This window comes from Marinobacter goseongensis (assembly GCF_023156235.1).
GTDB classification, from domain to species: Bacteria; Pseudomonadota; Gammaproteobacteria; order Pseudomonadales; family Oleiphilaceae; genus Marinobacter; species Marinobacter goseongensis.
Genome location: NZ_JAKZAI010000005.1, coordinates 195,297 through 217,388, shown reverse-complemented (window position 1 = coordinate 217,388; position 22,092 = coordinate 195,297). Strand labels below are relative to the sequence as shown.

Genomic DNA, 22,092 nt, shown 5'->3' with positions numbered 1-22,092 from the left:
GCCTTGTGCTAACTTCGCTGGCCGACTAACTTCATTAAAACAACAATGTGGAGGCACCGTGGAGTCAAGTCCACTGATTTCTGCCGGGTTACCGATCGCCCTGTTCATCATCATGATCGGCATCGGTATGACCCTGACCGTTCGGGATTTTCGCCAGGTGGCGGTCTACCCGAAAGGCCTGATTGTGGGCACCGTGGCGCAGATTCTTGTAATGCCGACGATTGCCTTCGCACTGGCCACGCTGTTGGCCGTACCGCCGGCGATTGCGGTGGGGCTGGTGATTATCGCTGCCTGCCCCGGCGGAACCACCTCTAATCTGTTTGTATTGCTCTCCCGGGGCAACATTGCGCTGTCGATCGTGCTGACCGTCACCGCCAGTCTGATTACCATCCTGACCTTGCCGCTGTTCATCAACATGGCGCTGGACCTCTACATGGGCACCCAGGAAACCATCGTGCTGCCGGTGGGTAAAACGGTGGGCATGCTGGTTGGCATCGTGCTGTTCCCGGTGGCCATTGGCATGCTTTTCCGCACCCGCAAGCCCGCACTGGCGAGAAAAGCAGAAGGCGTGGTCAGCATTTTTGGCGGCGTGGTGCTGGCGGTTCTGATTGTCGGGCTGATTGTTGGCGTGCGAGACCAGATCTGGGATCTGCTCAAGCAGGCCGGTCCCGCAACCCTGTTGCTGAACATTGCCGGTATTGCGCTGGGCCTGTTGGCCGGGCGCGTCGCGGGGCTGACCCAGCGCGAGTCGTTGGCGGTTGCGGTAGAGCTGGGCGTGAAAAACAGCACCATTGCGCTGATGGTCACACTCACCTTGCTGGAATCCAGTGCCATGTCGATTCCTGCCGCGGTCTACGGTGTGTTGATGTTCCCGATCGGGTTCCTGCTGGCGATGTACGGCCGCAGGATCATCCCCAAATCTAACGTGCAGGCACCCGTTTCCCGTCCCGCCGATTGACAAATCTGCCAGTGCCCCTCTGCCACCAGAGACAGAGGGGCATTGCTGCATCGCTGTTACCCTGAGCGCTCAGATATTCAGTTCGGGATAACAATAATGATGCCTTCTGTCTTTCAAACATCGCCATTACGCCACTGGGTCACCCAGTGCCTCTTTCTGGTTACCACCGCTGTATTGTCTTGCTTCTCGGTCCTGACCTGGGCCAGTGAGGATCTGCGGGCGACCATCTACGACCAGAGTCTGCCCCTCGAAGAGCGGGTCGAGGCCATGCAGGAACTGACCGGGCTGGAGCCCGAGCCAGACCGGATCTACCGGGTATGCGTCTGGGATATCTTTGGCCGCTCCGGGCCCATTTATGGTGCGGCTCAGGATCAGCGTCGTAAAATCCTTCAGTACGGCATCAATGTGGAAATGGTGCCCTACACCAGCGAATCGGTGATGGTGGAGGAGCTCAAATCCGGCACCTGTGATGCCGCCCTGATGAGCGGGCTGCGGGCACGGTTGTTCAATCAGTACACCGGGACGCTGGATTCCATTGGCGGCTTCCCCGAGCGCGAACAGATGCGCCTCGGCCTGCAGCTGATGGCGGATCCCCGTAGCGCGGATCGCATGGTCAGCAACGGTTACGTGGTAATGGGCATTGCACCGGCGGGCGCCGCCCATGTGTTTGTTAATGACCGCAGCATCAACACCCTGGCGAAGGCGTCCGGCAAGCGCGTGGTGGTGCTGGATTACGATCCTACCCAGGCGGAAATGATTTCCGGCGTCGGTGCAACGCCAGTGGTGGCCGACATCGTCAACGCCCCCAACATGTTCAACACCGGTGTGGTCGACGTGCTGGCGGCACCGCTGGCGGCCTATGAGGTGCTGGAACTGCATAAGGGGCTGGAGCCGGATGGCGGCATTATCGACCTGCCGCTGACCCACATCACCATGCAACTGATCGGTCGCGAAGAGGTTATTCCCAATGAACTGGCGCAGTTCGTGCGGGAGGCTTTCTACCAGGGTTTCGATGAAATCATCAGCCGCATCCGCATGGAAGAGGACAAGGTGCCGGACAAGTGGTGGATCGAAATTCCTGCTGAGGATCGCCGCGAATACGACACGCTGATGCAGCAGGCGCGGCTGGAGTTGCGCGAGCAAGGCTATTACAGCGGGGACATGCTGACCCTGCAGCGCAAGATCCGGTGCCGCACGGACGGCAGCCGGGAGGAATGCAGTAACCCGGTGGAGTAAGCCATGACCACCGACTCCCGGACGTACCCTGCGGCGGGCAGCCGCACCCGGTCACTTACTCTGGCCAGTGCGCCAATGCTGGTCATTCTGGTCCTGACGCTGCTGGCGTCGGTGGGTGAAACCCTGCATTCGCGGTTGCTGGAAATCGGCGGTGACACCTGGCCGGACTACTTCAACCTGCGGGTGATCGATCAGATCAGCGCGCCGGACTGCCAGATCGTGCGCGACGAAGAGGCGGCTGTAGACCTGGCCGTCGCGGCTAAAAAAGCGGAAAAATCCGCTGACCCTTTTGCCGATGTGTTCGGAGAAAAGATCGACCGGGAGCAGATTCGTGCCTCGGTTATGGCGACATCGCGCGCCTGTGAGAACCGCCTCGCCAGGTGGGAGCGCCTGCAGTCAATCAACAGTCCCGGGGTTCAGGCTTTCGCCCTGATGGAGACCGGGCTGTCACAGGCTGTGCTGCTGGTGACCGGAAACCGCCGGGTGCTGCTGGGGTTGATGCTGTTGTTCTGCGCCGCGGCCGCCACCCTCGGGCGCCAGCACATTGCCCTGCGACCGGTGGAAAGCCGTCTCGATGACCGCGTCGCCACGGTATCGCAGCTGGTGGCCAACGGCTTGCTGACCGCGTCTACCTGGCTCTACCGTCAGCAGGAACTGGCTCAGGCGGATGCTGGTATGCCTCTGGCGCATCTGTTCATGCACGATATCTGGGTGGCAGGTTTCGGTACGCTCACCCTGATCTCTCTGTGGCAACTGTTTCAGCAACGCAACGACCTGCCTGTTGGTGGAAGCTGGTCCCGGGCTATGCTGAGTGTGCCGCTTTACAGTTTCATGTGCGTGTCCGCCTCCATCCAGTTTGCGTTTCATGGCTTCTACCACGGCATTGCCGTGTACCTCACCATGATGGCGGAGTTGTCGGCGCTGTTCCTCAATCTGGGCCTGTATGTGTGGGTGGGTATGTTGCTGGCGCGCACCCATCTTCCCCGCAAGGTGTTTGATGTTCTGCGGCCCTGGAAGCTGCCGCCGAAATGGCTCGGGGTGGTGGTGTTACTGCTCACCGCCTTGCCCACGGCCTACAGCGGTGCGTCCGGTATTTTCATTCTGGCGGCGGGCCTGACCCTGTATCGGGAGCTGCGGCGCGCCGGCACATCCGAGCAACTCGCGCTGGCGACCACCGCCATTTCCGGTTCTATGGGCACCATGCTGCGCCCCTGCCTGCTGGTGGTTATCGTTGCCACCCTCAACAACAGTGTGACCACCGATGAAATGTTCAGTGCCGGCGCCAGGGTATTGCTGCTGACCGCTTCTGTGTACGCGATTTACGTGTTCCTGATCGGCGGGCCGTCGAAAGGACGCATTGCCCCGCTGCGGGAGGCGGTGCCCGGCATGCTGCGCGCACTGCTGCCGCTGGTGCCTTACGTGGCCATTTTTGCCGGCGTGATCCTGCTGTGGAACCTACTGCTGGATCGCGGTCTGGACGAGTTCTCGGCGCCGGCCATCCTGCCGTTGATTCTGCTGCTGGTGCTTGCGTTCGAGCGTCTGGTGCTTAAGTCATCGGATCCCGACACGGACGAGCCGCCACAGAACGTCCGCGGCCCGCTGCCGACCGGATTCTCATCGTCTGTGTTGCGCGCTACCCGTGAATCCAGTGCCCTGATCGGTGCCCTGCTGATGCTGATGGCGCTGTCCGTCAGCGTGGGTGGTCTGATCGAACGCTCGGGCCTGCTGGAGTTATTCCCGGAACAGTTGGGGTCGGTGTGGCTGACGCTCACGCTACTGATGGGTTTGCTGGTGTTCATCGGCATGATCATGGATCCCTACGGTGCGGTGTTGCTGGTGAATGCCACGCTGGCGCCCATTGCCCTGAATAACGGCATTGATCCACTGCACTTCTGGGTGATGACCGTGCTGGCGTTCGAGATGGGGTATCTGACCCCGCCGGTGGCGCTGAACCATCTGCTGACACGCCAGGTGGTGGGTGTGCCCACCTCGCCGGAAAGCCTGTACGGCACGTTCTGGCAACGTAATTTCCGCTTCATTCTCCCAGTGCTGGTGATGGGGAGCACGCTGATCATGGTCACGTATCTGCCGGCCTGGTGGGACACGGCCTTCCAACTGTTGCTGGGTATCCAGCCACCGGGTTAGTGGCTATGCTCAGGCTGGTGTTGATGTAAACGAGTCGGAGTGTGGGTATGAACTTTCTTCTCAATGGTCTGACGCTGTTGTTGGTGCCTCGGCTGGAGGATACGATGCAACTGGCGTCAGGGGGCTAGAGTGAACGTACGGGGTTGCGGGTTCGCGCGGCGTGTGGTGGTGATGGCGGTTGGCGTGTCCGGTCTGCTGCCGCTGGGCGAGCTGGCGGCGCAGGCCGCGCAAGAGGATGACCAGGCCGGTGACATGGTGCTGGAGGTAACGTCGCCGCGACTGGTGCGTGATCTGTACGATACCCCCGCCGCGGTCAGCGTGGTGAACGCTCCCGAAATCCGCCGGGGGCAGCAGCGCCTGCAGTTGGATGAGTCGCTCAATACCGTGCCTGGGCTGTTTTTCCAGAACCGGTATAACTTTGCTCAGAACCTGAGGTTGTCCACCCGTGGTTTCGGCGCCCGTGCGCCTTTCGGGATCCGCGGCATCCGGCTGCAGGTGGATGGCATTCCCTACACCCTGCCGGATGGGCAATCCCAGATTGATGCGGTGGATCTGGACTCGGCCCAGCGCATCGAGGTGATTCGTGGACCGTCGTCCGTGCAGTATGGCAATGCCGCCGGGGGCGTGGTGGATGTCTCCACTGCGCGCGGGGATGAGCTGCCCCCGGGGGCTCGCCTGCGTCTTGACGGCGGCAGCGACGATTATCGCAAGGCGGCGGTACAGGCTAATGCCCGCGCTGGAGACACCGCTGCCATCGCCACCCTGTCGTGGCTCAATGTGAATGGTCACCGGGAACAGAGCACCGCCGAAAAAGGCCTGTTCAATGGTCGCCTCAGCCATGAGCTGGTGCCCGGGCGGCGGCTGACGGCAACCCTAAACGCCCTGCACAACCCCGAATCCGAGGATCCCGGTGGACTGACCCGGGCGCAGGCCGAAGAGGACCCGCATCAGGCGACTTTCCTGGCCAGGCAGCTCGATGCCGGTCAGCGCGTCGATCAGCAGACGCTGGGCCTGCAGTATGAGGAAGCCGTCGCCGTGCCGGGGCAGCTTACCGTGAACACCTTTTTCAGTCGCCGTGACTTTGCCCAGCAGTTACCGTTCCCCGGTGCCAGCCGGGTGGCCTTCGATCGCCAGTTCTACGGCATCAGTTCCAGTTATCAGCAGGAGTCCACTCTGGCGGGTTTGCCTCTGGCCTGGCTCGTGGGGGCGGATGTGCACCGGCAACGCGACGAGCGCCGCCGCTACCAAGTGTCGTTCGAGGGGCAGGTCACCGGCCAGACCCAGGACGAAACCCAGAACGCGACCAACGCCGCCCTGTTTGCCCAGGGTGATCTCGCGCTGACGAACAAGCTGAGCCTGTCTCTCGGCGCCCGGTTTGACCGCCTGCGGCTGTCAATTGATGATCACCGCCTGGTGGACGGTGACGATTCCGGCAGCCGCACGTTTCGCGAGGCCAGTGGCGTGGCCGGGCTCAGTTACCGGCTGGGGCCCCGTCACCAGATCTACGGCACCGTCGGCACCGCGTTCGAATCGCCCACCTTCACCGAGTTTGCCAATCCCGATGGCAGCGGCGGCTTCAACCCCGATATCGAACCCCAGCAAGCCCTCAACCGGGAGCTGGGCCTGCGGGGCGTGTTGGGGGGTGGCGTGAGTTACGACTTGGCGCTGTTCTCTATCCGCGTAGATGACGAGATACTGCCGTTCGAGCAGGGCGGGCGCACTTTCTTTGAAAATGCCGGGCGCACCCGCCGCGACGGTGTCGAGTTTGGGCTGGCCTGGGACATTTCCTACGCCTGGCGGCTGAGCTCGGCACTGACCCTGGCGGATTACGAACTGGACGATTTCACCGATGAGCAGGGTAACGACGCCAGCGGCAATCGCCTGCCCGGGTTACCACGGGAACACTGGGTCACCGAACTGGAGTGGCGCGGGCAGGGCCACGGTTTTGCGGCGCTGGAGTGGCAGTATGTGGGCGATCTGTACGCGGAAAACAGCAACCAGACCCGGGTCAGTGATTACTGGCTGCTGGGCCTGCGGGCCGGGGACAGCGTGCGGCTGGCGGAGCGGAACCTGAACCTGTACGCCGGCATTCGCAATCTGCTGGATGAAGACTATTTTGCCAACGTACGAATCAACGCCAACGCCGACCGGCCGGTGGAGGAACGGGGCTATTTCGAGCCGGGCCCGGGGCGTATCTTCTATGCCGGTGTGGAGTGGACCTTCTGAGGATTACTCCTCCTCCAGCTCCTGGGGCGGGCAATGATACTCTTCCACCACCGTACCCTCGTCAACACTCTCCAGGTGCACGTCGAAACCCCACAGCCGGTGGGCGTGGCGCAGCACTTCCTCGGTTTCCTGGCCCAGCGGTACCCGGTCCACCGGTATGTGCCGCAGGGTCAGTGAGCGGTCGCCCCGCACATCCACGTTCCACACCTGAATGTTGGGTTCTCGGTAGCTGAGGTTGTACTGGCGAGCCAGCTTCTCCCGCAGCACCCGGTAGCCGGGATCGTCATGGATCGCGGTGATGCGATAGACGTCTTCCTGATCGTCGTTCTGGATCGAGAACAGCTTGAGATCCCGCATCACTTTGGGCGACAGAAACTGCTGAATGAAGCTCTCATCCTTGAAGTTCTTCATGGCGAAATGCAGGGATTCCACCCAGTCGGTGCCGGCGATATCCGGGAACCAGTGGCGGTCTTCCTCGGTCGGGTTTTCGCAGATCCGCCGCAGGTCGGTGAAAATGGAGAAACCGAGGGTGTAGGGGTTGATGCCGGAATACCAGGGGCTGTCGAACGGCGGCTGGTAGACCACGGCGGTGTGGCTCTGCAGGAACTCGAGCATGAAACCGTCGTTCACCAGGCCTTTCTCGTACATGCGGTGAATCAGGGTGTAATGCCAGAACGTGGCCCAGCCCTCGTTCATCACCTGGGTCTGGCGCTGGGGGTAAAAGTACTGGCCCAGCTTACGTACGATGCGGATGATTTCCCGTTGCCAGGTCTCCAGCAGCGGTGCATTCTTCTCGATGAAGTACAGCAGATTTTCCTGGGGCTCCTCCGGAAAACGCTTCTTGCGCCGGATCGGATCGTCGTCCTCGCCCATTTTCGGAATCGTCCGCCACAGATCGTTCAGCCGGCGTTGCTGGTATTCTTCCCGCTCTTTCTGCCGCCGCAGTTCTTCCGATGCCGAGATCGGCGCCGGGCGCTTGTAGCGATCCACGCCATAGTTCATCAGCGCGTGGCAGGAGTCGAGAATCTGCTCCACCGCATCCACCCCGTGGCGCTCCTCGCACTCCGCCACGTAATGGCGGGCAAACACCAGGTAATCGATGATCGCGCTGGCGTCAGTCCAGGTGCGGAACAGGTAGTTGTTCTTGAAAAAGGAATTGTGGCCGTAGGAGGCGTGGGCAATCACCAGCGCCTGCATGGGCAGGGTGTTTTCCTCCATCAGGTAGGCGATACAGGGGTTGGAGTTGATCACAATCTCGTAGGCCAGACCCATCTGACCGCGCTGATAGCCTTTGGAGGTGCTGAGAAACTGCTTGCCGAACGACCAGTGGTTATAGCCCACCGGCATGCCGACGGAGCTGTAGGCGTCCATCATCTGTTCGGCACTGATCACTTCAATCTGGTTAGGGTAGGTGTCGAGACCGAACTCGGCGGCGCACTTGGCAATTTCGTCATCGTATTGCTGGATCAGCTCGAAGGTCCATTCCGAGCTGGTGGAAATGGGTTCTCTGGTTGCGGGCTGACCACTGTCCGGTGCGTTCGGACGGTCGACGATGTCAGTCATGCGGCTTTCCTCTCGAACAACTGGCGGAATACCGGGTAGATCTCACCGGGGTCGGCAATTTGCTGCAAGGCGAAACTCTGGGGGAATCGCTCGTGGATTTTCTCATACTCGTACCACATCATCTGATGATCCTGAGGAGTAATTTCCACATAGGCAAAATACTGCACCAGCGGCAGGATGTTGTCCTCCAGCAGCTTGCCGCATACCGGTGAGTCGTCGTTCCAGTTATCGCCATCGGACGCCTGGGCGGCGTAGATGTTCCACTCCGCCGGGGAATAACGGGATTCGATGATCTTGTGCATCAGCTTCAGTGCACTGGACACAATGGTGCCGCCGGTTTCCCGGGAGTAGAAGAACTCCTCCTCGTCCACTTCCTTGGCGCTGGTGTGGTGGCGGATGAAGACCACGTCGATCTTCTTGTAGTTCTTCTTCAGGAACAGATACAGCAGGATGAAGAAGCGTTTGGCGATGTCCTTGTGCATCTGGGTCATCGAACCGGACACGTCCATCAGGCAGAACATCACCGCGCTGGTGGCGGGCTTGGGCTGCTTCAGGTGCTGACGGTAGCGCAGGTCGATCTCGTCGATGAACGGAATGCGCTTCACATTGGCCTTCAGCCGCGTGATTTCCTCCTCCAGTACCTGGATCTGATCTTCGTGGCTGAACGCCGGGTCGAGATCGTCCGGGGCGGATTTCAGGGCCGCCAGTTGTGCTTCCAGCTCACGGATCTTTTTCTTGCGGGCACCACCAAGGCCCAGCCGTCGGGCGTGGGCACCCCGCAACGAGCGCACCACATCCAGTTTGGCCGGCACCCCTTGGGTGGAGAAACCGGAGCGCACGTACTTGAATGCCTCGGTGTCTTTGAGTTTCTTGCGAGCAAGGTTAGGCAGCTCCAGATCGTCAAACAGGAACTCGAGGAATTCTTCCTGGGTGATCTGGAAGGCGAATTCGTCCATGCCTTCGCCGTCGGGGCTGGCCTGGCCCTGGCCTTGCCCCTCGCCACCACCGCCGGGTGGTTTCGGCAGGGTGTCACCGGTGATGAATTCCTTGTTGCCGGGGTGCACCATTTCCCGCTTGCCGCCCTGGCCATGGTGAAAGATGGGTTCCTCGATGTCGCGGGACGGAATGCTGACCTTCTCGCCCCGTTCGATGTCGGTGATGGACCGGCGCTGCACCGCGTCGGCTACCGCTTTCTTGATGTGATGCCGGTACCTGCGCAGGAACCGTTCCCGGTTTACTGCGCTCTTGTTTTTACCGTTCAGCCGGCGGTCGACTATGTGGGTCATACCCATAGTGCTACTCCAGTTCAGTGAGCCATCACTGACTTAGTGAGACTTGCGGACGCGCAGATACCATTCGGCCAGAAGCCGTACCTGTTTCTCCGTGTAGCCTCGATCGACCATTCGCTCGACGAACTGCTTGTGTTTCTTCTGATCCTCGTTGCTGGCCTTCGGGTTGAAGGAAATCACCGGCAACAGGTCCTCTGTGTTAGAGAACATCTTCTTCTCGATCACACTGCGCAGCTTTTCATAGCTGAGCCAGGACGGGTTGCGGCCCTGATTGTTCGCCCGCGCCCGCAGCACGAAGTTGACTACCTCGTTGCGGAAATCCTTGGGATTGCTGATGCCGGCCGGCTTCTCGATCTTCTCCAGCTCGTCGTTGATCGCCGAGCGATCGAGAATCTCGCCGGTTTCCGGATCCCGGTATTCCTGATCCTGAATCCAGAAGTCTGCATAGGTCACATAGCGGTCGAACAGGTTCTGGCCATATTCGCTGTAGCTCTCCAGGTAAGCGGTCTGGATTTCCTTGCCGATAAACTGCACGTAGTGAGGTGCCAGGAACTCTTTGATAAAGCGCAGGTAGCGCTCCTGGGTCTCCGGCGGGAACTGCTCCTGTTCAATCTGCTTCTCGATCACATACAGCAGGTGCACCGGGTTGGCGGCTACTTCCGCAGTATCGAAGTTGAATACCTTGGAGAGAATCTTGAAGGCAAAGCGGGTCGACAAACCGTCCATGCCCTCGTTGACCCCCGCGGCATCGCGATACTCCTGGATGGACTTGGCCTTCGGATCGGTATCCTTGATGTTCCGGCCGTCGTAAACCCGCATCTTGGAGAACACGCTGGAGTTTTCCGGCTCCTTGATCCGTGACAGCACCGAGAACTGCGCGAGCATGTCCAGGGTATCCGGGGCGCAGGGCGCACCGAACAGGGAACTGTGCTTGAGCAGTTTCTTGTAGATCTCGATCTCTTCCGATACCCGAACACAATAGGGCACCTTGACGATGTAGACCCGGTCGAGAAATGCCTCGTTGTGCTTGTTGTTGCGGAACGTCTGCCATTCCGACTCGTTGGAGTGGGCAAGAATAATGCCGTCAAACGGCACCGAACCCATGCCTTCGGTGGTGTTGTAGTTGCCTTCCTGGGTGGCGGTCAGCAACGGATGCAATACCTTGATGGGGGCCTTGAACATCTCCACGAATTCCATCAGCCCCTGGTTGGCCTTGCACAGACCGCCACTGAAGCTGTACGCATCCGGGTCATCCTGGGAATAGTCCTCCAGCATGCGAATGTTGACCTTGCCCACCAGCGCCGAAATATCCTGGTTGTTGTCATCACCGGGTTCGGTCTTGGAAACCGCGACCTGATCCAGCACCGACGGATACTTCTTCACCACCCGGAACTGGCTGATGTCACCGCCGTACTCATGCAGGCGCTTGACCGCCCAGGGCGACATGATGGACTTCAGATAGCGGGCAGGAATGCCGTACTCTTCCTCCAGAATCTTCGCGTCTTCAGCCGGATCAAACAGTCCCAACGGCGACTCGTTCACCGGGGAATCCTTGATGGCATAGAAAGGCACTTTCTGAATCAGGAACTTGAGCTTTTCAGCGAGGGAGGACTTACCGCCCCCGACCGGGCCCAGCAAGTACAGAATCTGTTTCTTCTCTTCGAGCCCCTGGGCGGCGTGGCGATAGAAGGAAACGATGTTCTCCACGGCGTCTTCCATGCCGTAGAATTCGGAGAATTCAGGGTAACGCTTGATCACCTTGTTGGAAAAAATGCGTGACAGCCGGGAGTCACGGGAAGTATCAACAACCTCTGGCTCGCCGATAGCCAGTAACATCCTCTCCGCGGCAGTGGCATATGCCGTTGGGTCCTGTTTGCAGATCTCCAGGTATTCCTCAAGGGAGTATTCTTCCTCCTGAGTTGCTTCATACCGGTCTTTGAAGTGCTGCAGTATACTCATAGATGGCCCCTCGCTCGCTCTTTTGTCTTGGTATAGACAGCTTTCAGTTCACGCAATTTCCCCGTTGCTGTTGGCTCCGCCAACCTGGGCGGTGTAGTTAGTTATGGGTGGAAGAAATGGATACTTCTAACCGATGTACGCTGAGCGCTTGATGTCGGTTTGGTTACTGTGAGCTTAGTTCACGCTCGGGGTCTTCGACAGTGGTATTACGGTTAAGGTTCATTAAATTCTGTTGCTGCTATCAGGGGGAGGGAGCGTGGGGGTGGTCCTTTTTTAAAAATTCCGCTTAAACTCGCTGCACTCAGACAGGCGGTGTTTTGAAAAAAGGACCACCCCCATATCCGCCGATCCCCCCAACAACCAGGCTACTTCTTCAATAGCCTGAACACACTTTCGGTAGCCCCAGAAAGCCCCTTCCGCTTGGTAAACGGGTGATCTTTAGCAAGGGTGTTGGTCAAAATGTGCTCAATCTCGAAGTCACCAGAGTAAAGTTCATGAACCTCCGAGTCGCTGACATTGAACGGCGGCCCCTTGATCTCGGTGTCGTAATCGAGGGTAATCAGCAGAATGCGGGTGCCGTCGGGGATGACCGCGGTGAGGTGATCGACATAACCCTTGCGCATGTGAGGTGGTAGGGCGATGAGGGCAGCACGGTCGTAGACCAGCCGGATGTGTTTGAGGTCATCGGGCACCAGCTGGAAGAAATCGCCGCACCAGATTTCCAGGTCGTCGTGCTTGAAGCGGGTGAAGGGCTCGCCGGGGCGAACCATGGCTTTCTCGCCGGCTTCCTCGAAGAAATCCTTGCAGGCGATATCGCTGAGCTCCACACCGATGATGGGATGGCCGCGGTCGTGTAGCCACCACATATCGTGGGCCTTGCCACACAGCGGCACCAGCACCGCCTCCTTGCCATTGCCGGCCAGTTCCGGCCAGTGGTCGTGGAGGTACTGGTTGATTGTGCCCTCATGGAAGCCGATTTCCTTCTTTGCCCAGCGCTCGTGCCAGAATTCGTGTTCCATCGTCAGCCCATCCTTCTGTTGGCGGTTTGTGTCAGTCTACCCTAATCTGTCACGGTCTTGGTGAAGGAGAAACGAATGAAAGCGGTGTTCCTTGATGCGGATACGCTCGGCAGCGACGTGGATCTGTCGCCCCTTGAAAAGGTAACCGGCGATCTGGTGCTACACGACAGAACGGCGCCGGATCAGGTGGTTGAGCGTGTCCGTGGCTTCGATACGGTCATCGTCAACAAGGTGGTGCTCAAGGGAGAACATTTTCAGGCCTGCCCGGAGCTCAGTACCATTGCACTGGTGGCGACCGGCCTCAACAACATTGATCAGGCGGCGGCGCGAGAGCACGGCATCCGGGTAATGAACGTGACCCACTATGGCCGCTCGACCGTGGCCCAGCACACCCTGGCGTTGATGCTGGCCCTGGCCACCCGGCTGCTGGATTACGACAAAGACGTGCGGGCAGGGCGCTGGGCCAGCAGTTCCATGTTTTGCCTGATGGACCACCCGATCATGGAACTGGAGGGCCGCACCCTGGGCATCATCGGCTACGGCGATCTGGGGCAGGGGGTCGCGGAGCGGGCCCGGGCGTTCGGCATGAACATTTTGCTGGGGGCTCGTCCGGGGCAGGAGGCGGGCGAGTTGGATGGCTATGCCCGTGTGCCTCTGGAGGAATTGTTACCGCAGGTAGACGTGCTGTCGCTGCACTGCCTGCTGACCGACGAAACCCGCAACCTGATTGGTGCCAAAGAGCTGACCTTGATGAAGCGGGACGCGCTGCTGATCAACACCTCACGCGGCGGGCTGGTGGACGAACAGGCGCTGGCAGACGCATTACGGGCGGGCACCATCGGCGGTGCGGGGTTTGACGTGCTCACCGAAGAACCACCCCGCAATGGCAACCCGCTGTTGTCGCAGGACATTCCCAACCTGATCATCACCCCCCATTCGGCCTGGGCCAGCCGGGAGGCGCGCCAGCGGATTGTTGACATTACCGCGCGCAACCTCGCCGCCTGCTGAGTAAGCACAATTCAGGGGAACGTCGCGCGGCGTTATCAGAATAAATAACCCAGGCTTGCGGACAGGCCAATCTGGTACATTCGCAGCTCGATACTCTGGCCAGGGCCGAGGGGGTTGTCGCCCTTCAGGCTCTTCCCCGGTGCGTAGAAAGCCATACCTGACACTTCCAGATCGTCACTGAAGGTGTGGGTAAAGCCGCCGGTAAAGTGCCACTCCGGCACAGCTGGGGCCAAAATATTGAACAGAACCTCTTCGTCAGGGATCGGCTGGCCGCCGTAACTGACGCCTGCTCGCCAGGTTTGTGACGCGTTCTGCTGCCACTGCCATCCCAGTTTCACAATGGTCATGTCGTCCCAGCCGAAGCCGGCACCGTCATCGTCGCCCAGGCGGGCTGTCTGCACGTTAGGCAGGAACGGGTTGCCCACACTGTTGATTTCGCTGTAGCGGATATGCTGCAGGTCAAGGGCTAGCCAGTGGTCCTGAATGCCTGACCAGGCAAACCCTGCGCTGAACATCTGGGGAAAGTCGAAATCGCCCTGTTCGGCAAAGAGCCCCTCGTATTTCTCGAACTCCTCCATCTCCAGGATGGTACGCCAGCTCACCCCAGCGCGAAGATTTTCGGTTACCTCTCCTTGCCAGCCAATCTGGAAACCGTAACCCCAAGCGTCGTCAGTGCCGCGGTTGCTGAGGGCATCCGGGTTCGAGGAGAACGCTCCGAAGCTGGACAGTCCTTTCGCCTCAAAGCGCTGATAGGCGATCAGTGGGGAGAAGCCGATGGCTTGGTTGTCTGTAAATTTCCAGGACCAGGTAGGCGCAATAAACAGCTGCTCAAGGTTGACCCCCGCAGAACCTGCGCCGAAAGCGCCGCCGTTGCTGCTACCGTATTCGGTGTTCAGCCCGCCGTTGGCAAACACTGAAACGCCCAAGCTGTGGTCACGGTTGAGCTGTCGGTTCGCGCCGAAGTGGGGGATGGCGAACAGATTGTTGCGGCTCTTGCGGGTGCCCGGGGCAAGGTAGAAGGTGCCCGGCGGAGGCGTCGCGTTGCCCCCTTCAACGGTGAACTTCCGGCGGGGCGAGAACAGCTCGACCCCTGCGTCTACCCGGTTGCCGATAAAGGCCATGCCCGCAGGGTTGGAGGCAGCCGCGATGCTGTCCTGGGAAAACGCCGTAGCGGCGCCTGCCATGCCGGAGCTGATGGTGCCATAGCCGTGTTTGAAATAGCCGTTGGTGGCCAGTGCCGGCGCGGAAGCAACACTGGCAAAGGCCAGCGTAGTGAAAGCCAACTTCAACTGCATGATGAAGTACCTGTCTGCCTGGTTCGGTTTAAGAAGTGGCCGACTTTATACAGTTATTCAGGCATAAGTAGAAATAAGACAATGCTATATTGATATTTCGAAGCCGTGGGCAGTCAACTCTGTTGGGAGCATTCTGGTGGTTGAATCCTGCGGCTGACTGCCCATACTCTTACAACAACTTTTTTAAACAGGATGTTATGTGGCTTCCTTCCAATTGAAAGAACGGCTTAACGCCGGCGAGAAATGGATTCTGGCAAACCCGAATCCGCCCGAGCGTTGGCCCTGGACCTGGCTCTACAAAACCGGGCGCAGCCTGTACGCGCTGGCGCGGGATGTGATCAGCGGCAACCTGACACTGCACTCCATGAGCCTGGTGTACACCACCCTGCTCAGCATCGTGCCGCTGCTGGCCCTGAGTTTCTCGGTACTCAAGGCGCTGGGGGTTCATCAGCGTATGGAACCGTTCCTGTACCAGTTTTTCGAGCCCATGGGGCCGCAAGGCATCCAGATCGCGGAGCAGATTCTGGGCTTTGTGGACAACATGAAAGTGGGGGTGCTGGGGTCTGTCGGGCTGGCGTTGCTGGTCTACACGGTGGTGTCGCTGGTGCAGAAGATCGAGCGCTCGTTCAACATGATCTGGCGGGTGCCGGACATGCGCTCCATGGCCCAGCGGTTCAGCAACTACCTGAGCGTGATCATGGTGGGACCGCTGCTGATGGTGTCCGCCATCGGCGTCAGCGCCACAATTTTCTCCTCGAGCATCGTGCAATCATTGATTGCCATAGAGCCTTTCGGGTCGCTGATCATCGTGCTGACCCGATTCACGCCCTTCATGCTGGTCGTCGGCGCCTTCACTTTTGTGTACGTGTTCATTCCCAACACCCGGGTGAAACTGCGTTACGCCTTTATCGGTGGCCTGGTGGCGGGCGTGTCCTGGCAGGCCGCGGGCATGCTGTTTGCGTCTTTCGTGGCGGGGTCGGCCAAATACGAGGCGATCTACTCCAGCTTCGCCATCGGCATCATCCTGCTGATCTGGATCTACCTGAACTGGATGATTCTGCTGCTGGGCGCCAGCCTGTCGTTCTATCTGCAGAATCCGGGATCTGTCGCCAAGCGGCACCAGGTGCAGTTGTCAGCGGAGTTGCAGGAAAAGGTCGGATTAGTATTGATGTGGATGGTGGCCAAACCGTTCAGTGAGGGGAAATCCGCCCCGCAGCAGGAGTGGCTGGAACAGCAGTTGCGGGTACCCGGCGAGGTCACCCGCGGCGTCAGCGACAAACTGATCCGCGCCGGGTTTCTCACACTGGCCGGCAGCAACGGCGACAAGCTCATTCCCGGGCGGGCGTTGAACCTGATCACGGTAGACGGTGTGCTGGATGCCATCCGCCATGATGAAGACCGGGTGGTTGACCGGTTGCCGAAGGTATTGCCAGCAGGCCTGCAGAACACCTCCCCTGGCCAGCATCCCACCACCTTTGCCGACCTGCTGAATCAGGACGAGGCGCCCGGCAAAGTTTGACGGCCAGAGCCCTGCCTCGCCTCAGGGGCGGGCTCTGTTGCTGCCTTCCAACATCTGCAGTAGAACCTGGCGTACTTGGTCGAACTGGCCATCGTCAAGGCGGATTACCGTTCTCAGGTTATCCTCGGCCATGTTGCGTTGATGGGCGTGGCGCAGCACTTCCCGACTGCCGATGATCATGCCATCGTTCAGTGGTGTGTGGGCCTGTCGCGGAGAGGGGCGCTCTGCCGCCAGCAGATAGGCATGGTATTGCGGGGGCAGGTTCCATTCGTTGGCCAGTAGCTGCGAGGTGGTCCACTGATAGCGGGACAGCGCCTGGCGAATGACCACCGGCTCTGGCTCTGCGCCTACGGCGCGGCCGCGATAGATGCGCTGCAACTCTCGGCGCAGGGTGATATAGGACAGTGCCGGCAACAGCCCGACCATGAAGAACGCGTTGGTGTCCTGGCCCTGAAGCTTGGCGATCAGTTCCGCCGAGCGTGCGCAGGCCAGCCCCCAGCGCCAGACCCGTTGCGCAAACAGCGCCTCGCGGCTGTTGCGGGCCACCATCATAGGCCGCATTACCGCCGCTGAAATCACATTCCGGATACCATCAATGCCCAGCAAGAAAATGGCCTGGTCGACGGACTCGATGGCCTGATCGCCCGAGCGGAAATAGGGGCTGTTGGCGATTTGCAGTAACTGATCGGTCAGCGCGGGGTCGCTGAGGATAATGTGCCCCAGGCGCTGGCGGTCGGACGATTCGTCAGACAGTGCCCGCATCAGCATGGGCAAGCTCATGGGTTGGCGGGGCAATTCGTCAATGGACGATGTCGCCAGGCGCTCTCCGAGCTGGTCAAGGGTTGTCGCCATGCGCGGGACGTCCGCCCTCAGCCCTGCGGGTGGTGAATCAAGCAACCAGCAAAAGAGATGATCCTCAAGGCGCCGGACGAGGGCGATTTCCTGTTCGGAGGTGGCGGAATTGCGATTGACCGGGTTGAACAACCTTGGCTCAGCTTGCGGGGCTGACGGCCCGTTTGACGAAAAAAAATCTGATACCCAGGAAAAAAAGCCTGGCATCCATTGCCTCCGGATCTCTTCAGTCGCTAAAAGGTACGCACCCGCCTACGACCAGTATAGAGACGTCTCCGGTTTATGCACAGCAAAATGGCACGCTGATGATCAGGACAGCGCCCCGCCAAACACGAAGATCAACTGGCCGACGCCGGCCATCATGCCCAGGAATGCACCCACGAGAATGAGCTTGATCTCGTCTTCCTGGAAGCACGGGCGCAGCAGGTCTTGGAACTCCTCCGACGACAGCGCAATCATCCGCTCCACCATGATCGATTCCACCGCGCGGGCGCGATCCTGCTCGAACATGGGGCTGTTGAAGGACGATTGCGAGATGGAGATCGCCTTCTCTCCCACCTTCTGCTTCAGGCTTGCGAACCCGGTGGGCCCGAACGCCATCTGGGTGAGAGCCTTGCCCATACCGGCGGTTTCATCCACCAGCGGCTTGATGTGCTTTTTCACCATATTGCGCGCCCGGTCGCCCTTGGGACCCTCGATGATGGCGTTGATGATGTTGCCAACGGTGAGAATTTCGTGGGTGACGATGTGGCAGAACGACTCCGCCACCTCATTCTGGCGCTTGAGGAAAAGGCCCTGGAGCCGGAAAGGCCCGATTTTTTTCTCGTGTAGCGGTCGGAAGATCACGTTCAGGGCAATCCAGTTGGTGGCGTAGCCGACCAGCAGGCCGAAGAACGGCAGTACCCACCAGCTCTGATAGAAGTACCACACTGACATCTGGATCAGGCCGAACAGGAAGCCGAAGTAGAGCCCGGAATTGACGATAAAGCGGAATTCCACGTCGCCGCATTCCAGAAAAATACGGTTCAGCAGGCGCTTGTCCTTGGCGAGACGGTCGATGACCATGCCTTTGATGTCCAGCAGGTCCTCGATGTTCACGGAAATGTCGCTGACCAGGTTGTCCACCAACTGCGGCGTGGCCTTGCGGACCCGGTCATAGACCATGCGACGGGCCGAGTTGGGCAGGTTCTCCCAGAATGTGGGGTATTCCTGCAGCATCATCTCGTCCACGTACTCTTCGATGCGCGGTTCGGCGTTTTCAATGATGTGCTGGGCGAGCACCTGGGGGTCAATCTGCTGGAAAATTTCTTCCACAGTACCGATTTTCGAGATGGTGGCGTCCACGCTGATTGCGGCCATTTTGCGGGCTTTGGAGGGAATGATGCCCTGCCAGCCCAGGAGGGGAGGCTTGCCAATGAATTCCAGCGGGTAAAAGGTCATCTTGATGGCGAGCCAGTTGGTGCTCCAGCCGATCAGGGCGGCAATAACCGGGATGCTGATGTATTGCCAGAATTCAGGGTTGGTAAACAGGCTAGTCATCCAATACTCGCAATCATTCGTTATTGTTGCTGCGGAGCATGACCACCCCGACCTGGGCGCCGCTCTCATCAGTGCTTCTGTCCGACAGGGATAATGTTAGCCAGCCCGCGTCCTGTCAATGACTGATACGCCAAACAGAGGCGGCTGCGCAGTCGGTCCGGTTAGCCTCCGAAGTCACCCCAAAGCCACTGGCACAGCGCCATGGCGGCCACCGGCGCGGTTTCGGTTCGCAGTACGCGGGGCCCCAGCGCCACGGGCAGAAAGCCTGCGTGCTCGGCGGCAGCGATTTCGTCGCCGCTGAGTCCGCCTTCCGGACCGATCATCAGGGCTATCCGGACGGGTTTGTTCAGGGCGGTCAGGGACTGTTCCGTACGATGGTGTAACACCAGCCTGAGATCGCAATCTCCGGTGCGTTCGAACCATTCGTCCACTGTCATCACCGGCAGAATTTTCGGTACCCGTGCGCGGCCACATTGTTCGGCGGCGCTGATGGCGACGGACTGCCAGTGGCGCAGACGCTTGTCTTCCCGATCACCCTTGAGTCTGACCTCGCAGCGTTCGGTGGTAAGCGGAACAATGCGGGTGACCCCCATTTCCACGGCTTTCTGCACCGCGTAATCCATGCGGTCGCCCTTCGAGAGGGTCTGACCCAGAACGATCTCCAGCGGCGATTCGGTGGTGTTTGCGGTCGGGCTGCCCAGTTGCACCTCCACCTGTTTTTTGCCCGCGCTGGTGATAGTGGCGGGGAAATCCTGGCCATCGCCGTTGAACAGCAGCAGTTCTTGGCCGGGCTGCATGCGCAGTACCCGGCCAACGTGCTGGGCGGCGTTGTCGTCCAGCGCCGCGACTTGCCCCTCAGTGAGAGGGGAGTCGGTGTAGATGCGGGGGATGCGCATGGTCAGTCTCTGACCGCAATCTCGATGCCTTCGGTGGCCACCTGAGCCAGGTGGCGGATCTGATCCTCGGTGATCACGTAAGGCGGCATGAAGTACAGCACGTTACCTAATGGCCGCAGCAGTGCCTGGCGGGTCAGTGAATGCTTGTAGACCCGGATGCCGCGCCGCTCCTGCCAGGGGAACGGCGTTTTGTCGGCTTTATTCTTCACCATTTCGATAGCCAGGGTCATGCCGTGCTGGCGAATGCCCCCCACGTTGGGGTGATCCGCCAGGTGCGCCACCGACTCCGCCATGCAGGCGGACAGGCGCTTGTTGTTCTCGATCACGTTGTCGTCGCGGAAGATGTCCAGGGTTGCCAGGGCAACAGCGCAGCCGATGGGGTTGCCGGTGTAGCTGTGGGAGTGCAGGAACGCCCGGAGGGTCTCATAGTCGTCGTAAAAGGCGTTATAGACATCGTTGGTGGTCAGCACCGCCGACAGCGGCAGATAGCCCGCGGTCAGCCCCTTTGACAGGCACATGAAGTCCGGGGTGATGCCGGATTGTTCACAGGCGAACATGGTGCCAGTGCGGCCAAAACCGACGGCGATCTCGTCAGCAATCAGGTGTACACCATATTTGTCGCAGGCCTCGCGCAGCCTGGTATGGTAGATCGGGTGGTGCATGCGCATGCCGCCGGCGCACTGGATCAGCGGCTCGACCACCACCGCACAGATTTCGTCGTGCTTCTCGGCCAGCAGTTTGTCCATGGCCTCGAACTGGCGCAACGCGTAGTCTTCGTCGGTTTCGCCAGCTTCCTTGTACCAGGCGTCCGGAGACGGTGCGGTGAGCACCTCCATCAGCAGTGGCTGGTAGGTGTCCTTGTAAAGGGCCACATCCCCCAGCGCCAGCGCGCCCAGAGTCTCACCGTGGTAGCTGTTGCTCAGGTTGACGAAGTTCTTCTTGCCCGGCTTGCCGTGATTTTTCCAGTAGTGAAAGCTCATCTTCAGCGCCGCTTCCACCGCTGAAGAGCCGTTGTCGGCGTAGAAGCACTTGTTGAGACCCTGCGGCGTGACTTCTATCAGCCGCTCGGACAGATTCACCACCGGTTCGTGGGTAAAGCCCGCCAGAATCACATGCTCGAGCTGCCCGATCTGCTCCTGGATGGCGGCGTTGATGCGGGGGTTGGCGTGTCCGAACAGGTTAACCCACCAGGAACTGACGGCATCGATGTACCGGTTGTTCTCGAAATCCTCCAGCCAGACGCCTTCGCCCCGTTTGATCGGGACCAGCGGCAGGGATTCGTGGTCTTTCATCTGGGTGCAGGGGTGCCAGACGGATTTCAGGTCCCGTGCGACGAGATCGGCGTTGCGCATCAAAAAGTCTCCTGTCGGCCCGGTAGGGTGCTCGGTAACGGATGAAACATTAAGGGCGCCCATGATACTTGCCGGGGGTATGGACGGCTAGAGTGTGACCAAAATCACTCTGGCCACGCAGCCTTCACAACCTGACCAGCCGGCCAATGTTTGCGCAACTGCCGCCCGCAACAATTGAGTCATTGTGATTGGAGGCTACTATGGAACTCGAACTGAACCATCCCTACGAAGCAGGGCTTGACCAGGTGCTGGCAGCCTTCTTCGACGAAAACCGGATCATCGAAAAAAACCGCAAACTGGGTTCCCGTAACGTGCGCGTGGCCGAGCTTACCCGCGACGATCTGTCCGCCAAGCTGGTGGTGGAGCGGGAAATGATGACCTCCGCCGAAGTGCCCGGCGTGCTGGCCAGCTTCCACCGGGAGTGGAATCAGGTACGGCAGGAGGAACACTGGTTCCGCAAGAACGACGGTGAGTGGCATTGCGAATTCCGCGTGCGCATCGAGAATGTGCCGGCCAAGATTCACGGTGTCATGAGACTCACCGGATCGCCGGAACGCTGTACCAACCACGTCAGTCTGACTGTGCGCTGCGATGTGCCGTTTCTCGGTAAGAAAGTGGCCAAGTTCCTGGCGGAGGATTCCCGCGTGAAAATCGAGCAGGAATACAGCGTGAACCGGGAGCTGTTGTAACCGGTTGAATAATCAGTGGTGGGGCAATGCGGATGCCCCGCCGGTGATACGCTGCCGCACGCATTGCCGCGCCGCCGGCAAGGGCGTCGACTCCATGGCAAACACCAGCGCCGACCACACCAACGCCAGCAGCACCGTTTGTGTGGTGACCCCGTCATCGGCCGGCAGGACCTCCGGATCCCTCAGGATGTCCTCGATCGCGTCTTTCAGCACCGGATCCGGTGACATCGAGGCGGCCGTGGCCATCAGAAGATCCTGATCCCCGCAAGGCTCACCTGCCATGGCCGCCTCCAGAAACAGCGTGCTCGCGGCGCGGGCACATTCACTGCGGTAAGTTTTCTGCCGCGTTGCGCCGATGATCTGGTTCAGGGCATCACACAGCGCCATACCGATCTCAAGCCCCGAATAGTTGACGTCTGTTACCCCCGGCCGTCGGGAAGCCGTGCGCAGATGTTCGACCCGTGCGGAAATCGCGCTGCCGTAGAGGGCGATGCGGTCGACCAGCTCAACGCCACTGTCATCGAAGGGCTTGGAAATCAGACTCATC

17 protein-coding genes are annotated in these 22,092 nt (G+C 59.8%); 7 read left to right on the top strand and 10 right to left on the bottom strand.

Annotation, left to right across the window (positions count from 1 at the left end; translation table 11 throughout):
- The first annotated feature begins 58 nt into the window (after positions 1-58).
- The 4 genes from MLC70_RS06085 (at position 59) to MLC70_RS06070 (ending at position 6,565) form a co-directional block, all read left to right on the top strand.
- Positions 59-958: a bile acid:sodium symporter family protein gene (locus MLC70_RS06085; RefSeq protein WP_248182249.1), complete on the top strand. Its 900-nt coding sequence runs from the start codon at positions 59-61 to the stop codon at positions 956-958.
- Between the two features lie 96 nt (positions 959-1,054).
- A complete protein-coding gene (locus MLC70_RS06080) occupies positions 1,055-2,194 on the top strand; it encodes a putative solute-binding protein (protein ID WP_248182247.1) in 1,140 nt (379 codons plus the stop codon).
- A 3-nt stretch (positions 2,195-2,197) separates the two neighbouring features.
- Entirely contained in the window at positions 2,198-4,339 is a 2,142-nt protein-coding gene (locus tag MLC70_RS06075) for a TRAP transporter large permease subunit (protein ID WP_248182245.1), read from the top strand.
- A 129-nt stretch (positions 4,340-4,468) separates the two neighbouring features.
- Positions 4,469-6,565, top strand: coding sequence for a TonB-dependent receptor family protein (locus tag MLC70_RS06070; protein ID WP_248182243.1), 2,097 nt, complete (start codon positions 4,469-4,471; stop codon positions 6,563-6,565).
- Positions 6,566-6,568: 3 nt separating this feature from the next.
- Here MLC70_RS06070 and MLC70_RS06065 read toward each other — a convergent pair whose 3' ends face one another.
- The 4 genes from MLC70_RS06065 to tmpT all read right to left on the bottom strand — a co-directional run bounded on the left by MLC70_RS06065 (position 6,569) and on the right by tmpT (position 12,395).
- Entirely contained in the window at positions 6,569-8,128 is a 1,560-nt protein-coding gene (locus MLC70_RS06065; protein ID WP_248182240.1) for a SpoVR family protein, read from the bottom strand.
- Positions 8,125-9,420, bottom strand: coding sequence for a YeaH/YhbH family protein (locus MLC70_RS06060; protein WP_248182239.1), 1,296 nt, complete (start codon positions 9,418-9,420; stop codon positions 8,125-8,127). The genes MLC70_RS06065 and MLC70_RS06060 overlap by 4 nt, the downstream gene beginning before the upstream one ends.
- 33 nt (positions 9,421-9,453) lie before the next feature.
- The gene (locus tag MLC70_RS06055) at positions 9,454-11,376 is read right to left on the bottom strand and encodes a PrkA family serine protein kinase (protein ID WP_248182238.1); all 1,923 of its coding nucleotides are present in this window, start codon (positions 11,374-11,376) and stop codon (positions 9,454-9,456) included.
- Positions 11,377-11,741: 365 nt separating this feature from the next.
- Entirely contained in the window at positions 11,742-12,395 is a 654-nt protein-coding gene (gene tmpT, locus MLC70_RS06050; protein WP_248182237.1) for a thiopurine S-methyltransferase, read from the bottom strand.
- 75 nt (positions 12,396-12,470) lie between these two features.
- Here tmpT and MLC70_RS06045 point away from each other — a divergent pair, with 75 nt between their 5' ends.
- Positions 12,471-13,403, top strand: coding sequence for a D-2-hydroxyacid dehydrogenase (locus MLC70_RS06045; protein WP_248182236.1), 933 nt, complete (start codon positions 12,471-12,473; stop codon positions 13,401-13,403).
- A 35-nt stretch (positions 13,404-13,438) separates the two neighbouring features.
- Here MLC70_RS06045 and MLC70_RS06040 read toward each other — a convergent pair whose 3' ends face one another.
- Positions 13,439-14,698, bottom strand: coding sequence for an OmpP1/FadL family transporter (locus MLC70_RS06040; RefSeq protein ID WP_248182234.1), 1,260 nt, complete (start codon positions 14,696-14,698; stop codon positions 13,439-13,441).
- 199 nt (positions 14,699-14,897) lie between these two features.
- Between MLC70_RS06040 and MLC70_RS06035 the strand changes: the two genes are divergently transcribed.
- Positions 14,898-16,217 carry a YihY/virulence factor BrkB family protein gene (locus tag MLC70_RS06035; protein WP_248182233.1) on the top strand — a complete coding sequence of 440 codons (1,320 nt, stop codon included), beginning with the start codon at positions 14,898-14,900 and terminating at the stop codon, positions 16,215-16,217.
- Between the two features lie 21 nt (positions 16,218-16,238).
- On the opposite strand, the gene MLC70_RS06030 is transcribed toward MLC70_RS06035, so the two are convergent.
- The 4 genes from MLC70_RS06030 to MLC70_RS06015 form a co-directional block, all read right to left on the bottom strand.
- Entirely contained in the window at positions 16,239-17,069 is an 831-nt protein-coding gene (locus MLC70_RS06030) for an HDOD domain-containing protein (RefSeq protein ID WP_248182231.1), read from the bottom strand.
- Between the two features lie 309 nt (positions 17,070-17,378).
- Positions 17,379-18,608 (bottom strand): DUF445 domain-containing protein, encoded by a 1,230-nt coding sequence (locus MLC70_RS06025; RefSeq protein WP_248182229.1) that lies wholly within the window; start codon positions 18,606-18,608, stop codon positions 17,379-17,381.
- Between the two features lie 161 nt (positions 18,609-18,769).
- A complete protein-coding gene (locus MLC70_RS06020; RefSeq protein WP_248182228.1) occupies positions 18,770-19,504 on the bottom strand; it encodes a 16S rRNA (uracil(1498)-N(3))-methyltransferase in 735 nt (244 codons plus the stop codon).
- A gap of 2 nt (positions 19,505-19,506) precedes the next feature.
- Positions 19,507-20,856 carry an adenosylmethionine--8-amino-7-oxononanoate transaminase gene (locus MLC70_RS06015; protein ID WP_248182227.1) on the bottom strand — a complete coding sequence of 450 codons (1,350 nt, stop codon included), beginning with the start codon at positions 20,854-20,856 and terminating at the stop codon, positions 19,507-19,509.
- 200 nt (positions 20,857-21,056) lie between these two features.
- Here MLC70_RS06015 and MLC70_RS06010 point away from each other — a divergent pair, with 200 nt between their 5' ends.
- A complete protein-coding gene (locus MLC70_RS06010) occupies positions 21,057-21,545 on the top strand; it encodes a DUF2505 domain-containing protein (RefSeq protein WP_248182226.1) in 489 nt (162 codons plus the stop codon).
- 12 nt (positions 21,546-21,557) lie between these two features.
- Here the strand turns inward: MLC70_RS06010 and MLC70_RS06005 are convergent, their stop codons facing one another.
- A complete protein-coding gene (locus MLC70_RS06005; protein ID WP_248182225.1) occupies positions 21,558-22,091 on the bottom strand; it encodes a hypothetical protein in 534 nt (177 codons plus the stop codon).
- Between the last annotated feature and the right edge of the window lies 1 nt (position 22,092).

Coding starts and splice junctions, on each gene's coding strand:
- MLC70_RS06080 (WP_248182247.1), top strand. CDS start 1,055: ATGATGCCTTCTGTCTTTCAAACATCGCCATTACGCCACTGGGTCACC.
- MLC70_RS06075 (WP_248182245.1), top strand. CDS start 2,198: ATGACCACCGACTCCCGGACGTACCCTGCGGCGGGCAGCCGCACCCGG.
- MLC70_RS06065 (WP_248182240.1), bottom strand. CDS start 8,128: ATGACTGACATCGTCGACCGTCCGAACGCACCGGACAGTGGTCAGCCC.
- MLC70_RS06060 (WP_248182239.1), bottom strand. CDS start 9,420: ATGGGTATGACCCACATAGTCGACCGCCGGCTGAACGGTAAAAACAAG.
- MLC70_RS06055 (WP_248182238.1), bottom strand. CDS start 11,376: ATGAGTATACTGCAGCACTTCAAAGACCGGTATGAAGCAACTCAGGAG.
- tmpT (WP_248182237.1), bottom strand. CDS start 12,395: ATGGAACACGAATTCTGGCACGAGCGCTGGGCAAAGAAGGAAATCGGC.
- MLC70_RS06045 (WP_248182236.1), top strand. CDS start 12,471: ATGAAAGCGGTGTTCCTTGATGCGGATACGCTCGGCAGCGACGTGGAT.
- MLC70_RS06040 (WP_248182234.1), bottom strand. CDS start 14,698: ATGCAGTTGAAGTTGGCTTTCACTACGCTGGCCTTTGCCAGTGTTGCT.
- MLC70_RS06030 (WP_248182231.1), bottom strand. CDS start 17,069: ATGGCGACAACCCTTGACCAGCTCGGAGAGCGCCTGGCGACATCGTCC.
- MLC70_RS06025 (WP_248182229.1), bottom strand. CDS start 18,608: ATGACTAGCCTGTTTACCAACCCTGAATTCTGGCAATACATCAGCATC.
- MLC70_RS06020 (WP_248182228.1), bottom strand. CDS start 19,504: ATGCGCATCCCCCGCATCTACACCGACTCCCCTCTCACTGAGGGGCAA.
- MLC70_RS06015 (WP_248182227.1), bottom strand. CDS start 20,856: ATGCGCAACGCCGATCTCGTCGCACGGGACCTGAAATCCGTCTGGCAC.
- MLC70_RS06010 (WP_248182226.1), top strand. CDS start 21,057: ATGGAACTCGAACTGAACCATCCCTACGAAGCAGGGCTTGACCAGGTG.
- MLC70_RS06005 (WP_248182225.1), bottom strand. CDS start 22,091: ATGAGTCTGATTTCCAAGCCCTTCGATGACAGTGGCGTTGAGCTGGTC.